The sequence below is a fragment of the Enterococcus sp. RTP21361st1_A6_RTP21361_211029 genome, assembly GCF_040910045.1.
Classification (GTDB): domain Bacteria; phylum Bacillota; class Bacilli; order Lactobacillales; family Enterococcaceae; genus Enterococcus_D; species Enterococcus_D gallinarum.
Window position 1 is genome coordinate 17,501 of sequence record NZ_JBDGBK010000020.1, and the last position, 14,623, is coordinate 32,123.

Annotated in this window: 14 protein-coding genes and 1 pseudogene; 13 read left to right on the forward strand and 2 right to left on the reverse strand. The window is 37.8% G+C overall.

All coding sequences use genetic code 11. From position 1 onward, the window contains the following. Positions 1–17: 17 nt before the first annotated feature. From AB5Z52_RS05515 to AB5Z52_RS05530, 4 genes and pseudogenes are all read left to right on the forward strand, one after another. Positions 18–527 (forward strand): annotated as a pseudogene (locus AB5Z52_RS05515) (hypothetical protein). Between the two features lie 27 nt (positions 528–554). Continuing rightward, a complete protein-coding gene (locus tag AB5Z52_RS05520; RefSeq protein WP_288551539.1) occupies positions 555–1,121 on the forward strand; it encodes a hypothetical protein in 567 nt (188 codons plus the stop codon). Between the two features lie 44 nt (positions 1,122–1,165). Next, positions 1,166–1,525, forward strand: coding sequence for a hypothetical protein (locus tag AB5Z52_RS05525; protein ID WP_288551540.1), 360 nt, complete (start codon positions 1,166–1,168; stop codon positions 1,523–1,525). Between the two features lie 258 nt (positions 1,526–1,783). Continuing rightward, entirely contained in the window at positions 1,784–2,569 is a 786-nt protein-coding gene (locus tag AB5Z52_RS05530; protein ID WP_288551541.1) for a MerR family transcriptional regulator, read from the forward strand. A gap of 331 nt (positions 2,570–2,900) precedes the next feature. On the opposite strand, the gene AB5Z52_RS05535 is transcribed toward AB5Z52_RS05530, so the two are convergent. After that, entirely contained in the window at positions 2,901–3,626 is a 726-nt protein-coding gene (locus AB5Z52_RS05535) for a LysR family transcriptional regulator (RefSeq protein WP_288551542.1), read from the reverse strand. 109 nt (positions 3,627–3,735) lie between these two features. On the opposite strand from AB5Z52_RS05535, the gene AB5Z52_RS05540 reads away from it, so the two are divergent. Continuing rightward, entirely contained in the window at positions 3,736–4,266 is a 531-nt protein-coding gene (locus AB5Z52_RS05540) for a DUF4865 family protein (protein ID WP_288551543.1), read from the forward strand. A 106-nt stretch (positions 4,267–4,372) separates the two neighbouring features. On the opposite strand, the gene AB5Z52_RS05545 is transcribed toward AB5Z52_RS05540, so the two are convergent. Beyond that, a complete protein-coding gene (locus AB5Z52_RS05545) occupies positions 4,373–5,305 on the reverse strand; it encodes a YafY family protein (RefSeq protein WP_288551544.1) in 933 nt (310 codons plus the stop codon). 100 nt (positions 5,306–5,405) lie between these two features. On the opposite strand from AB5Z52_RS05545, the gene AB5Z52_RS05550 reads away from it, so the two are divergent. The 8 genes from AB5Z52_RS05550 to AB5Z52_RS05585 all read left to right on the forward strand — a co-directional run bounded on the left by AB5Z52_RS05550 (position 5,406) and on the right by AB5Z52_RS05585 (position 14,617). After that, positions 5,406–6,044 carry a DJ-1/PfpI family protein gene (locus AB5Z52_RS05550; protein ID WP_288551545.1) on the forward strand — a complete coding sequence of 213 codons (639 nt, stop codon included), beginning with the start codon at positions 5,406–5,408 and terminating at the stop codon, positions 6,042–6,044. A gap of 279 nt (positions 6,045–6,323) precedes the next feature. Continuing rightward, on the forward strand, positions 6,324–7,193 hold the full coding sequence (locus AB5Z52_RS05555) for an AraC family transcriptional regulator (RefSeq protein WP_288551546.1): 870 nt from the start codon (positions 6,324–6,326) through the stop codon (positions 7,191–7,193). Positions 7,194–7,195: 2 nt separating this feature from the next. Next, positions 7,196–8,299, forward strand: a complete 1,104-nt coding sequence (locus AB5Z52_RS05560) for a glycoside hydrolase family 105 protein (RefSeq protein WP_288551547.1) — start codon at positions 7,196–7,198, stop codon at positions 8,297–8,299. Further along, positions 8,296–9,147 carry a GRP family sugar transporter gene (locus AB5Z52_RS05565; RefSeq protein WP_288551548.1) on the forward strand — a complete coding sequence of 284 codons (852 nt, stop codon included), beginning with the start codon at positions 8,296–8,298 and terminating at the stop codon, positions 9,145–9,147. The genes AB5Z52_RS05560 and AB5Z52_RS05565 overlap by 4 nt, the downstream gene beginning before the upstream one ends. Before the next feature lie 20 nt (positions 9,148–9,167). Beyond that, on the forward strand, positions 9,168–10,421 hold the full coding sequence (locus tag AB5Z52_RS05570; RefSeq protein ID WP_288551549.1) for an ABC transporter substrate-binding protein: 1,254 nt from the start codon (positions 9,168–9,170) through the stop codon (positions 10,419–10,421). Positions 10,422–10,487: 66 nt separating this feature from the next. Next, the gene (locus tag AB5Z52_RS05575) at positions 10,488–12,929 is read left to right on the forward strand and encodes a hypothetical protein (protein WP_368243577.1); all 2,442 of its coding nucleotides are present in this window, start codon (positions 10,488–10,490) and stop codon (positions 12,927–12,929) included. Further along, positions 12,916–13,785 (forward strand): carbohydrate ABC transporter permease, encoded by an 870-nt coding sequence (locus AB5Z52_RS05580; RefSeq protein ID WP_288551551.1) that lies wholly within the window; start codon positions 12,916–12,918, stop codon positions 13,783–13,785. The genes AB5Z52_RS05575 and AB5Z52_RS05580 overlap by 14 nt, the downstream gene beginning before the upstream one ends. Beyond that, complete coding sequence (locus AB5Z52_RS05585) at positions 13,778–14,617, forward strand: carbohydrate ABC transporter permease (protein WP_288551552.1); 840 nt, start codon at positions 13,778–13,780, stop codon at positions 14,615–14,617. Before AB5Z52_RS05580 ends, AB5Z52_RS05585 begins: the two co-directional genes overlap by 8 nt. The last annotated feature ends 6 nt before the right edge of the window (positions 14,618–14,623 follow it).

Genomic DNA, 14,623 nt, shown 5'->3' on the forward strand with positions numbered 1-14,623 from the left:
ATAAGGAGGTGGGACCTATGGAGCAAACACAAAGGGGTCAAAAAAAGCGCAAAGGATTGTTGTGGTTATTATTGCTGGCTTTGATCGTCGGTGGACTGGGCTTGTATTTCCATTTTCAAAAAGGATCGGTACCGGTCATTAGTGCAGATCTGTTACCAGAAGTCGGCGATGCAAATGATCAACGTCTCTCAGAACGTGCCCAAGAAATTGCGGATGCCAATTACTTTACGTTGCAGATCAACCCAGAAGCAGTATTTGAAGATGGAAACAGCGCTTGATCAATCGAAATTGTTAACCCCGGAACTAATGTTTACCCAATTGCAGTTGATATTACCTTATCGAATGGCGAGCTTGTTTACGCATCAGGAGCGATTTATCCCAATCAGTTTGTGGAGAACGTCAATTTGATTACGCCGCTAGCTAAGGGGGAATACCAAGCGAAAGCAACAATCAATATTTACGACCCCGAAACGAAAGAAAAACAGGGGGTCACTGAAGCTGAATTAACGATTATCGTTAAGAATTAAAATCAAACAAAAAGTGAGGAATATAAAATGAAAAAAACAGTATTACTAAGCGCAGCAACAATCGTGGGGATTTTAGCCACTGGTATAACAGCATTCGCGGAGCAATCGTATGATGTACAAACAATTGATGGACGGACAGGGTACAATTCTGGAGACATCACAGTGAACGGGATCATTGGTGAATTTGACAATACGGTACCCGGTCCAGATCCTTACGATCCAAATCAATGGATCAATGTTACGATTCCTACAACTGCTTTATTTTGGACGACCGAAGAATCAAATCATACGCAAATTGTCGCTCCATCTTATACAGTCACAAACAATTCTGCTGTGGGTGTAACGACGTATGTGGCGACCGTAAATGATGTAAATGATATGGATGTAGTTGATCAATTAGATATCAATGGAATCGAATTATTTACAAATGGTGTTGCTAATGTTACAGAAACAGAACTATTCACATTAGAAGGAAATGATGGAGTAGTCACTTTTGACAGTTTTTCATTCGGTGGTACCGCCAGCCCAAGTGATGCTTCGGCTGAGTTAAATCCAAGCTTCACTTTAGTTTTACGTTTCGCTGCAGTCATTTAATGGCTGCTCGAATCGTTCTCTTGTTACAAGAAGGGAGCAATGTGATGAAACGATTATGGAAGGACTTCTTTCTGCTGATCATACTTATACTCCTGGGAAATCTATGTATACAGACTGTAACAGCGGAAGCTCAGAATTCCTTGACAAATGTTCAGAAACAACCCACTCACCAATTGACAGTCCGAGGTCGTATAGGAGAAGATGACTCTTCCGATGATGATCCAGAAAGCGATCTCACCCTGAATGATGGGCGTAAAACTATTGTGGCAGATGGCTCAAAGATAGGTAAGTTTCCCGAAACAGGGAATATTGGAGAGAAATTCATCTATCTTGGACTAACATTGCTCGTACTATGGGGATTGGCGGTGAAGAAAAAACTATCCGATCAACGTCAAGCGATGTGAAGGATATGTTGATTTTATATCAATAGAATTGTGATTAAAGAAACTATCTGGAGACTCAAAAAAGAGACTTCAGTTAGTTTTTTTGTTGTCTTAATTTACTTATAAAGTAATTAACTATCATTTGTAATAGGATGCTCAATGATAGGGGGATCAGACTGGCTAGAATCTCTGTCGAAGCTATTTTTCTGTTTCAACTTCTATGATATGATTCTTAAAAGAGACTGAAACTTATTCAAAATGTAGGGTGGAAGCATCAAGATGAAAATAAAAGAGATCAGTGAGAATTATGATATCACACCTCATACATTAAGGTATTATGAAAAAATCGGGTTATTGTCACCAAAGTATTCTGAGAATGGTTATCGTGACTATTCTTATGAAGACATTCAACGGTTGAATACAATAAGAGATCTGCGATTTTTTGATGTACCTTTAGAGGATATAAAGAAGTATTTAGATACCAAGAATAAGGCATTAACCAAAGAAATCTTGAATTTTGAGCGCAAACAATTGCAGGAGCATATCAAAGTGTTAAATCAGAAACAAGAGTTGTTACAAGAGAGAATTGAATTACTCGAGTATGCGGAAACCAAGCAAAACCATGAAATAGAAACGGTTTACTATAACGATCGCTATATTGTTTTGAGCCAGGAAAAAAATACATTGGGAAAAGATCTTTATCTTGAGCTCAAGCGACTGCATAAGCAATATGAGAAAGAGCTGCATGCTAACAATCAAAATGTTTTCGGCACCGTACTAACTCCTCAAGGAGAGTCCTTCAAACATCAAGTTTTTTATTGTTTAACCAGTGATCTTTCTGATCAGAAAGCATTTGTTCTGCCAGCAGGTAATTATGCCTCTATTTACTATACGGGGACCTATAAGAATCGTGGAGCAGCGCTTCGTCAATTAAACGATTATTTAAAGCAACACCAACTTGTAACGATTGGTGACTACTATGAATTTTATTTGATCGACTTTCATGAGACAAATCAACCAACAGAATATGTCAGTAAAATCGAGATTCTCCTTGATCAACCGTAGAATAGGTTGATCAAGGAGAATCTCGTATGCTGTTCCTTGTTGAAGAAGGTAGGGCTAAGATGATTTTGTCGATGGTTTTCCCAGGAACTGATGATTAACAAGACATCGAAGCCATGTCAGACTTCGATTTTATCGGGAGAGCAACGAAGGTTAACAGCAAATGAGTTTTCTTTTTTCAGTTCAGGTGTTCAGAATGACGATAACGGGAATCTTCCCTAATAAAGCAGCAAAGACATAAAAAGTGATTTAGATGCACAATTTTGAGTAGGAGCTGGTTCGTTGATTCTAGATTGATTCAATCATTAAGCTGAAAAGTGATAGTCAGAAGTTATCAGATATGCTTATAACAATAATAATTGATTGCGAATAGATTATTATCTATAGGTAGAAAGCCTTCTTTTTCTAAATAAGTTGGCAGCAAAGCCAATGCTTGGCCTTTTGAAACGAGGTCTAAAATAGTTTCTAATGAGTCTATTTCAATCAGTCGCTCCGTTTCTTTTACTATTTCTAATGTTAGTTGTCTTAAAGGACAATGCAAGTCACTATTGATCAATAGTGGTACATTTGTCTTATTTCTGTCACCGCATAAAAAATTCACAAGTAATTGCTTGGTTTCTGTTAAAGTATACTCTGTCCTATTTATTTCTTGAAATGTTATGACGAAATCATAAGGCTCGCGGCAAATTTCTGAAAGGATCATTTCTGTCCGTTTGCAACTTATTTTTATCGATTCAATTGAGATTTCGTGGCATTCATTGACTAAATATTTTAGTAGCAATTCTGATGTAAGTAATTTTGGCTGCTGTTCAAAAAAATTTTTTTTAACGGTCTCAAATTTTGACAAAGTAGTAAGCGAGAAAAGATAAAATTCTTCCCCATTGGCAGTCGGAGTTACGCCATTATGGTTCCGTATGAATAAATGCGTATTACATTCATTTTCTATTGTTTGAAGACGTGCAGTGATATTCGATTGAGCATAGCCCAATCTTTTAGCAGCTTTGTTAATTGTTCCTTCTTCATAAATCGCTTTAAAAATCACTAAGTCATTAAAATTCATCAGACTAACCTCTTATTTATCATTTTTTGTGATAAGCATATCATGATTCTATATTATGCGCGATGGGGGATGTCAAGTATACTTTTGATAACGAAAGGAGAGAGCGAATATGCAAGCGATGCAATATAAAATAGTTTTTCCTGCAGATTACGACATGGGAAAAATAAAAAAAAGAGTAAAGGATAATGGGCACAAGACAGATGGCTTTAAAGATTTGCTGTTTAAGGCTTACCTGATTACTGAGAAAAGTAGCGGTGATTTAGAAAATAGTTATTGTCCTTTATATGTTTGGAAAGCAACAGAAGGCATGACACAATTTATTTTTGGCGGATTTTTTGACAATATTATTGCTTCTTTCGGCTGGAAAAACATTGAAATAGGTGTTACCTCAGAAATTAGCTTAGACCGTTCCTTCTCAGAAAGTAAGTATGTGATCGAAGAATGTCATGATATTCACCAGCAGCCTTCATTACAAGAAGTTGAACTAAAATCGAATGATTATGACAATTCATTGGGTAAACTTACCATTTATAATCCGGATAAATGGAAGTATGTCACCTTCTCATTTTTTAAGGAGAAGCCAGTGCTCAAACCAAACTTAAAACGTTATTCTATTTTACATTTATCATTAGAAGAATAAAGAGGAGTGTCCAGTAAACCGTCATTCTGGACACTCTTTTTCATAGTGAAAACTTTCGTTCGTATAAGCAAGATTTCATTAAATGAACTTACTCGCTTATCTGAAGCTATTTGTCATAGAGTTGGGTTAAACTGGCGATTTTCCTTTTTAATTCTGTGCGAACATGTAAAGGTTCTAGACATTCGCATTTGTCCCCTAAGCTTAAAATAATCCCGTAGTAATAGTCATTTTCTACAAAAGGGAATGTGACGATATAATGGGTCTCATCCTCTCTTACAAATTGGTTATAGTCGCAATAATCGAGTAATTGTTCTATGATAGACGCATGAATTCTTAGTTTGATCGATATCTGTAGTTTATTTAAGATTTCTGGAGTAAGCAAAGGTAGCGCTGGAGGAGATTTTGGAACAAAACTGCTCTCAGCCATTTTTAAATTCGAAAGGCGAGTTACTTTGAATAATCGGAAATCATTTCTTTCATAGCAGTATCCTTGAAAGTACCATTGACTATTTTTCAAAACCAGCTGATAAGGTTCGACTTGTCTGTTGGTCCTGTTGCCCTTGTGGTTAATGTAATCAAATGTGAGTAAATGATTTTTTTGTAAAGCTCTCTTGATAATAGTAAGATATGCTTCTAAATTTCGATCGCCCAACCATTGACTAAAGTCGATATGCATTTGCTTTGCTTGTACGTGTGCTGATTCTATTCTATCTGATGGGAACAGACTTCTGATTTTTGTCTGTGTATTTACAAAATTATTACTTTTCATAACACTTGGAATACTAGATATGCCTACTAAAATCGTAATCAAGTCTGCTTCTGTAAAAGTATTTTTATCCATTTTATACTTTTCCATAATCTCAAATCCTCCGCCCACGCCAGAAGTAGAATGGACTGGAATCCCAGCTATACTGATTGCCTCTATATCGCGGTAAATCGTACGGGGTGACACTTCAAACATTTCGGCTAGTTCCTTCGCGCTCACTCTTTTTTTATCCATTAGAAGGATTATAATACTGACCAATCTACTCACTTTCATTTAGAATCTCCTAGTAAATTATTTTGATATTGTTGCCATAAAGTTGTCAACAATTGATAGGTATAATGATAGCAGAAAGAACGATTAATGGAGGGAAATTATGAAAACAATTTATCTTTACGTACTAGATACTCTAGCAGATTGGGAAATAGGATATGTGACGGCAGAGTTACATTCAAAACGCTTTTTTAAAGCGGATGCGCCTTTATTAAGAATCAAAACAGTTGCTCATTCGAAACAACCTATTCACACTATGGGAGGAATGAAAATAACTCCTGATTGTTTAGTGGAGGAAATGGATTTAAACCAAGAATCTATCCTATTGTTACCTGGTGCGGATAATTGGAGTGATTCAAGACATCACGCTGTCCTTGATGCAGCAAGAGAGTTGCTTTTGCTGGGTGGAACTGTTGGAGCGATTTGCGGCGCCACGGTAGTCTTGGGAAATGTTGGCTTATTGAATGATCGCTCACATACGAGTAACAGTCTTGAATTTCTTGAAATGTTTTGCCTGGGATACAATGGCCAAGAACTATATGTAGATCAGCGATCTGTATCGGATAATCGTCTAATCACTGCAGGATCAACGGGAGCGTTACTTTGGACGAAGCAAATCATAGAGAGCTTACATGTGTTCAAGAAAGAGACGTTAGAAGCATGGTATAGCTATTTTAGTACAGGAAACGCCAGTCACTTTTTTGAACTGATGCAGACATTGCCTTCTGCTGACAATAAATGATTTTACCCGTGCCCAGAAAATATTTTCTAGGCACTCTTTTTTATGATTATAGACAGCTTTTAATGCTATTTCTATAAAATGCACTGGACTCTGTCAGTTTAGTTTCTCTTTCATTTGGTTCTCTAGTTTAAGTAATTTTTGTTGATAAATTATTTTAGCAATCAATTAAATCGTGCTGAATTTCATCTGTTCTGACGATATTGCCCGATTAATTGAATGGAAACGCATACAAATAACTTTAGAAATCGGTTACAATCATCTTGTCAGTGAGGTGAGAGCATGAGATTAGATACCGAAAACGTTGATAAGGTATTAATTGAAAATGATCTAGTGGTAATGCACAAAATAGATAGGATTCATTTTATGGATAAACCGCATTTTCATGATGGGTTTGAAATTCATTTTACATTAACGAATAGCACGACTTATCAGATTGATGAGCGAAAATTTGATGCAGATGCTGGTACGGTTGCTCTGTTTAGTTCAGAAGAGCTCCATCGAGTTTCCATTGATCGCAGCAAATTGTATGAACGCTATTTTATTTTGTTCAAGCCCAGTTTTATTGAAGAATTCACAACAAATTTTCCTTTTCTTTTGGAAATATTTTCCAAGCAACAGAAGGTTGACTGTATTGAGTTGACTTCAGATCAAAGTCTTAAAGTCACTGATCTTTATGAAGAAATGATTCGATGTGACCAAGAGCGAAAAGAGCCGTTTGAACTTTTGCATCTAAAATTGAAGTTGACGGAGTTACTTATTCTATTGAATAAAATCGTTTACTCTGATGAGAAATTACATAAACCAATATCTTATGAGCATTATCAAACAATTTCTGAGATTGTTTCTTTTCTTAAAGAAGAATATATGAATGAAATGACTCTGGATGAATTAAGTGAACGTTTTTTTATCAGTAAATCAACGATTATTCGCGCATTTAAAAATGCACTTGGTATGACACCAAATCAATATTTAATCTATATCCGAATCATGAAATCACGAGAATTGTTAGAACAAGGATATTCTGTGAAACAAGTTTCGGAAAAAATTGGGTACCGTGATGAGTCTAGCTATATTAAAAAATTTAAAGAGATACAAGCCGAGTCACCAAAACAATACCAATTAAAAAACTTAAGAACCAAGAGGAGTTAGGAATGGTAGTAGCAAATAATAAAATCTCACTTGTAAGAGAACGGCTTAAGCATTTTGATAGCTTACCGTTGAATCAGGAAGATTTTAGAGACAGTAATAATCAATTATCAGAAAGTAAAGGATTCTTTGCTAGAGACTTTGGTATGGAGCAATGGGACTGGCCTCAAGGAGTCGGAATTTATGGGTTGCATTTGGAGGGACCTATAAATGATGAGTATATCAAACAATGGGCCACTGAAGAGATCAATAAAGGCCTTCCAACTAAAAATGTGAATACGATTTGTCCTTTACTAACACTTGTTGACTATCCGGAGTATGAAACCCTTGCTCTAGAATGGATGAAGTGGATCGAAAAAGAATTTCCTAGAACAGATGAAAATGGACTGCAGCATATTACATCTGGAATAGATAAATTCACAGTAAAAGAGAATCGGAACCAAATTTGGGTAGATACTCTTTTTATGACAGTTCTTTTTATGGGGAAAATGGGCGTGAAATACGATAATCAAATCTGGCGTGAGGATGCAATCGAACAAATGCTTCTACATTGTAAGTATCTCTTAGATCGTAAAAGTGGTTTATTTTATCATGGGTGGAATTTTGAAGAACAATCAAATTACGGGGGCAATTTTTGGTGTCGAGGAAATAGCTGGATCACGGTTGGTATCCCGCTGTTTTTGGAAATAATGAACGGTTATTTAGCTAAGTCATCAGAAAGGTACCTATTGAATCTCTACAACAATCAAGTGAAATCTTTGCTGGAAATCCGTAGTAAGGATGGCTTATGGCATACAATTTTAACGGATCCGACTTCCTATACGGAAACTTCCGGATCAGCTGGAATCATTGCCGGCATGCTCTTAGGGGTAAAGAGTAATTTCCTTACTATTCAGCTTTCTCAAGAGGCAATCAACGATTTAATCTCATCAATAACAGCCAAGATAGCAGAAGATGGTACGGTACTTGGAGTGTCTGCAGGTACTCCGATTTCCTGCAATGCTGAGGACTATAAAGGTATTGTCCAAATGCCAATGGTGTATGGACAAGCAATGACGTTGCTTGCCTTGACCATCGCAGAATCTTTGAAAGAAAAGGCAATCACATGAGCTTACTTATCTATAGTTTGCCAGCTTTGGGATGGGGGTTGATGCCGATTATTTCCAAAAAAGCTGGAGGAACACCAGTGGAACAATTATTGGGCACAACCTTTACGGCATTGGGCATTTCTATCATTCTCAGTTTTCTAATGGGTGTTGAATACACATTGACGGGGACTATTGCAGCATTGATTTCGGGATCATTTTGGGCGGGGGGTCAATATCTCCAATTTCAAGCCCTTGCGACTGGGACAGTGTCAAAAGTGATGCCATTATCGAATGGGACACAATTGCTGTTTACGTCACTTGCTTCTGGCATCCTTCTCCGTGAATGGCAGAATTGGAAACAGGTTCTTATTACCCTGCTGTTGCTGCTGGTTATTTTAGTTGCAATCTACCTTGTTACAATGAATCAGAAAAAGAAGCAGCAAAAATCAATATCACTACAAACAATTCTCATGGTTTGTACGTCATCACTTTGTCTGATGGGCTATATGGTCACGACGTCACTTTTTCACGTGGAAGGGCTACAAATCTTTCTACCTCAAGCTTTTGCGATGTTTCTTTCTTCTTGCGTGATTGCGAAATTCGACCAAGAAAAGCAAGAGTTGTCAAGAATTTCTCGAAATGTACTGACAGGTATATTTTGGACAATTGCAAATATCTCCTTATTTTATATCGCAACACAGTTAGGCGTAGGTTTAAGCTATACCATTTCTCAGTTGTGCATCTTTGTATCTATTATGGGCGGGATCCTATTACTAAAGGAAAAAAAGACCAAGGTAGAGATGATACACACGATAATTGGAGTATTACTGTTTTTTTCAGCAATTTTGGGTTTAAGTCAATTTAAATAGATCATTAGGAGGAAATATTGATGAAAAACAAGATTTTAAAGGCTGGTTTATGTGCGGGGTTATTAATGGGCTTGTCGGCATGCGGCAATTCTGACTCAGCTTCTTCCGACACTGTAAGATTGTTTGTATCGGGAGATGCATCAGAAGGCGGTGCCTATAGTGAGATGGCAAAACGTTATGAAGAAGAGACTGGTATCAAAGTAGAAGTAACAGATGTACCTTATGCAGATATGGAGACGAAAATCTCTAAAGCTGTACAGTCAGATGATGCCCCCGATGTTGCCCGGGTTTCAGGGGTCTTACCAGATTGGGGAGACTATTTAGTTGATTTGACAGATATTGCTAAAAAAGGCAAAACGCTAGATTCAATGACGATTAAAGACGAAGACGACAAGGTTCGGGCCTTACCAACAGACATTACTGCGGTAGGAATGTTCATCAATACAGATCTTTTTGAGCAAGCAGGGGTTTCTTATCCGCAAGATGAAGGAGAAGTTTGGACATGGGATGAATTTTTAGAAGCTGTGGACACGATCCAAGAAAAAACAGATGCCAAATATGGATTTGTAATGGATCCTTCGGATCATCGATTGAGAGCGTTCACGTATCAATTTGGTGGGCAGGATTTTGTTCTGAATGATAAAACCGGTACTTATGAAACTGATGATGCGACAAAAGCTGCGTTACAAAAGTTCATTGACCTAAATAATGATGGAACAATTCCAAAAACGGTCTGGACTTCTGGAGAAGATGCTTCTTCAATGTTTAAGAGTGGAATGATTCCAGCATATATGTCAGGAAGTTGGCAAATCAAAGATTTTACCACCAACATTAAAGATTTCAATTGGCAAGCCATTTACATGCCGTATGAAGCAACTCGTGCTACCAATATGGGCGGTAATTTTATGGTTGGTTTTGAAAACAGCAAGAATAGTGAGGGCGGACAGAAATTTATGGAGTGGTTGTACACACCAGAAAATTATACTGAGTTATGTGAATTAGCTGGTTATCTTCCCGCAGAAGAAGGAATAAAAGTGAATTATGCAGATGCACAAGCGGCTTACGATATTTACAATCAAGAAATTGAAGCGGCGGCCCAACCAATTTCTTCTAAACAAACTGCAGATCAAGTGGCGATGACAATGGCTGGATACACTGGACTAACTGGTGCATACAAGGATTCAATGATTCAAGTGTTGAATGATGAAATCAGCTTTGATCAAATGATTGAGAATATCGAAAAAGATTACAACGAGGGGTACACGAAGAAGTAAGTAGGAAATGATGTGGACTGGTACTCATCCGGTCCACATCCATTCTATTTTGAAAGTGGGAGAAGAATGAGCGATTATATCTATTCAGTAAAACAAGGCAGTTCGATCAATTGTTGGCAACGCAGCATGCTCCAAAAGGAAAAAGTTGAAAGCAAAGATAGTTGTATTGATGCTCCTGTAAACATGACGGAAGGGTATCAAGAAGTCGAATATCCCATTCGAGCAAATTTCTTACAAACGCTTTCTGAGGTGCCGTATCCTGGAAAGCAAGATTTTTCAGAGGTATATGATGGTTTTGAAAATCCGAGGGTAGATTTTTCTACTTTTCAAGCAACTCCGCATAAAGTAAGTACATACTTGCGGTCACAGCTGCGTTGTCAAGAGAAACAAGCGGTGGAATGTTCGTTGGTTACCTGCGGAAGAGCTATTCTTTGGATGAATGGGAAATTGCTTACTGATTTTCGGCCCTATACGCGAAACCATGGCACGAAAACCACTATAGTTCTCCCGCTAGAACAAGGCGATAATGAACTCATCGTTTACATGGATGATCTAGCCGAGCGAGATGTAAATTTTTTTGTTGAATTAAGTGTCTTGTCGAATCATCACTTTCAAGTAGTCTTGCCTTTATCGTATGACGAAACTATTCTTCAACAGGCAGAGGAGTTCTTGAATGGGCTTTATTTTGAGAAAGATTTTTATTCTAAAGGAGAAGTACGTATTTGTTCGGACTACGATTATTTCGAGAAAGTCTTTGTTACTTATGAAGAGGTCACTTTTACAGAAGAAGTTGGGGGGAATATTACAGATTTCCGGCGAGAAAGTCAGTTTTTACCGTTAAATAATCAACGTATTTCTTTAGGCAATGTGGAAGATATCCCTACCTCAGGGCTAACGCATCTGTTTGTGGGCGTGCTACTTCCAGACCAAACCTATCTGTTTAAGAAACTTGTTTTTACAGTTTATAACGAAGAAAAGTTAAAGCGCAACTTAGGTGGAACTTTAGAAGAGAGAAAAGCGACAGCTCTGACAATCTTTTCAAAACTTGCCATGCCGGATATGAATAGTGCGTTAGCAGAAATTCACTTAACTGGGAAATTATCAGAAGCGTGTTGGAAAAAACTTCAGCCGGCTTTTCGTATGATAAAGGAACGGGGAGATTGCGCAGATTTTATGTTCGCACCGTTACTGGGTTTTTGGCTAGGAAAAAAAGAGCAGTTGCCAGAGAAGCTAAGGATAAAGCTCCGAGAGTTGGCGCTACATTTTCGCTATTGGATCGATGAGCCTGGAAACGATGTCATGTGGTACTTTAGTGAAAATCACTCCTTATTGTTCCATACGTGCCAATATTTTGCTGGATGCTTGCTTCCAGAGGAAACGTTTGTAACGAGTGGAAGACAAGGAAGTCAACAATACGATTTAGGAAAACAACGTTTGTTACAGTGGTTTGAGCAATTTGAACACTATGGGTTTTCTGAATGGAATTCTATTACGTATCTGCCCATCGATTTAATAGGTTTTTTCAGCCTTTATACGAATGCGCCAGATGAAGAGATAAAAAATGCAGCGAAAAAAGCATTGGATTTCACATTCATGATCATGGCTGTAAATTCTCATGGAGGAACTCTTTCCTCCACATTTGGCAGAACATATGAACACGATTTGAAAGCCATGCGTTTGGGAGAAATCAGCAATATTTTAGCAATTGCTTGGGACCGAGGTAACTTTAATTACGCCTTACGAGCATCGACACTTTTTTGCCTATCTGATTATGTTCCACCAAAAGAATGCGTGTCTTTGATTGATTTACAGCCAAATGAGGAATTGACAGCAACTTACCTTCAAGGGATCAATCGAGTGCAGACGTATCTTTATAAATGTCGAGAATATTCAATTGCTAGTGGAATCGAGTATCACTGTTTTCAAAAGGGTCATCAACAACATATGATGAACCTTTCGTTAGGCAGTGATGGGACACAGCTTTGGATAAACAACCCAGGTGAGTTTATGCATAGTGGTGAAAATCGGCCTAGCTATTGGGCTGGAAATGGTCGGATGCCTTGTATTAAACAATTTAAAAATGTTTTGCATATCAAATATGATTTATCCAAGGCAGATGTACCCTTTATCCACATGTATGTGCCGTATTGGAATTTAGACTGGGTGGATCTCGATGATTCAAATTGGTTGTTTATCAAGAAAGATCAAAGCTACCTTGGTGTTTATTTTTCGCAAGGTTACGAAATGCAGCCAAGCGGGGATACTCGCGGTAGAGACATCATTTCTGAAGGAATCAATCATACTGTACTTGTAAAGTGCGGGAGCAGGAATGAGTTTTCAACTTTTGAAACTTTTATGAAATCGGTTAAAAAATCTAAAATGACCGATGAATCATTTCATGATCCTCAATTTGGCTCATTAGTTTGGCCGGAGATTGAACATCTTGCATCGTATCAAGTAATACCAGTTGTAAAAATGAAGGAGGGGACAGAGTATGAAGAAACTTAAAAAAAATAAATGGCCTTTGATTTTTACAGGAGTCAATATTGTCCTGTTCATTACTTTTTTTCTCGTACCAGCAATTTTGGGCTTTTATTACTCTTTAACGGACTATAAAGGATTTGGGACTGCTAACTTCCTTGGTTTCGATAACTATATTGCTTTATTTCAAGATGCGAGTTTTTACCGATCCTTATTCCGAACCTTTACTTATGCAATTTGCTTGGTGCCGCTGATTTACGCTGTTTCTTTAGGAATTGCCATTTTGCTGAACAACAAGCACACAAAGGGAAAGCTCTTAGGGAAAATTGTTTTCTTCTTGCCCTGGACAATTTCGGGTATTGTTGCTGGGGTTATTTGGAAATGGTTGTTTGGAGAAAATTTTGGCTTTGTGAACTATATCATTGGGAATTTAGGCGGCGAAGCCGTTCCCTGGTTTTCCAATGCAAGCGCAGCATTTGCGGTAATTCTATTGGCAGCGCTTTGGGGTGGGACAGCATTTAATATGCTGCAATTTATGTCTGCGCTCAAAAACATACCTAAGTCATATTACGAGGCAGCCGATATTGATGGTGCCTCATCCTTCCAGAAGTTTTTGTACATTACGCTACCTTCATTGAAGCCGACTAGTTTTATGGTAATCCTGTTAGCTAGTATCGGTGCCATGAAAGAATTTGCTTTGGTTCAATCCTTGACAAATGGCGGACCAGGTACAGCAAATATGTTCATTGTGCAATACATTTATACAACTGGATTTGACAAGATGAAAGTTGGGTATGCCAGTGCAGCCTCCATGGTATTATTTGCAATCTTATTAGTTCTCGGACTCGTTCAAATGAAAATCGGAGGTGGTAAAAATGAATGACGTTTCAAAACTTCACGATAAAACGAGTACAACCATTCTCACAGCTGCCTTGGTTCTTGTGGCTATGCTGTATTTATTTCCACTAGTTTGGTTTATACTCAGCTCTTTTAAACCTGGGTCAGAATTATTTTCCTATCCATTAAGTATCTTGCCGGAGCATGCAACCATACAGAATTATCTCGATGCATGGTCCAGTCTGGATTTCGTAAGATACTTTACAAACACTTTGAAGTCGTCAGTTATTACCACGATATTGACGGTTATTGCCAGTGCAACGTGTGGCTTTGCATTTGCAAAATATGACATGAAGTGGTTGAAATTCTTCTTTGTCTGCATTATTGCAACAACGATGTTACCTACCGAAGTAATCATGAATCCAGTGTTTACAGTGATTCGAAAATTAGGTTTGTATGATAGTTTAGCCGGGATTATTATTCCTTCAATCAATACTGCTACAGGAATTTTCATGTTCAGAACCTTCTTCGTCTCTATTCCAGACGACTTAATCGAATCTGCACGCATCGATGGAGCCTCGGATGGGAAAATATTTATGAAAATCATGCTACCTATTGCCAAACCAATCATTATGACGCTGAGCATCTTTTCATTCCAATGGCGTTGGAATGACTACATCTGGCCCTTGATTGTTTTGAACGACCCCAAGAAGTACACTTTCCAGGTAGCTATTAGGAGTTTGGTGGGAGCAGAAAATGTCAACTGGACCGTGTTGATTGCTGCTTCAGTGATTTCAATTATTCCCTTAGTTCTCGTGTTTATCGTGTTTCAACGTTATATCTTAGATTCTGGTGCAACAACTGGTATGAAAGACTAATTATGA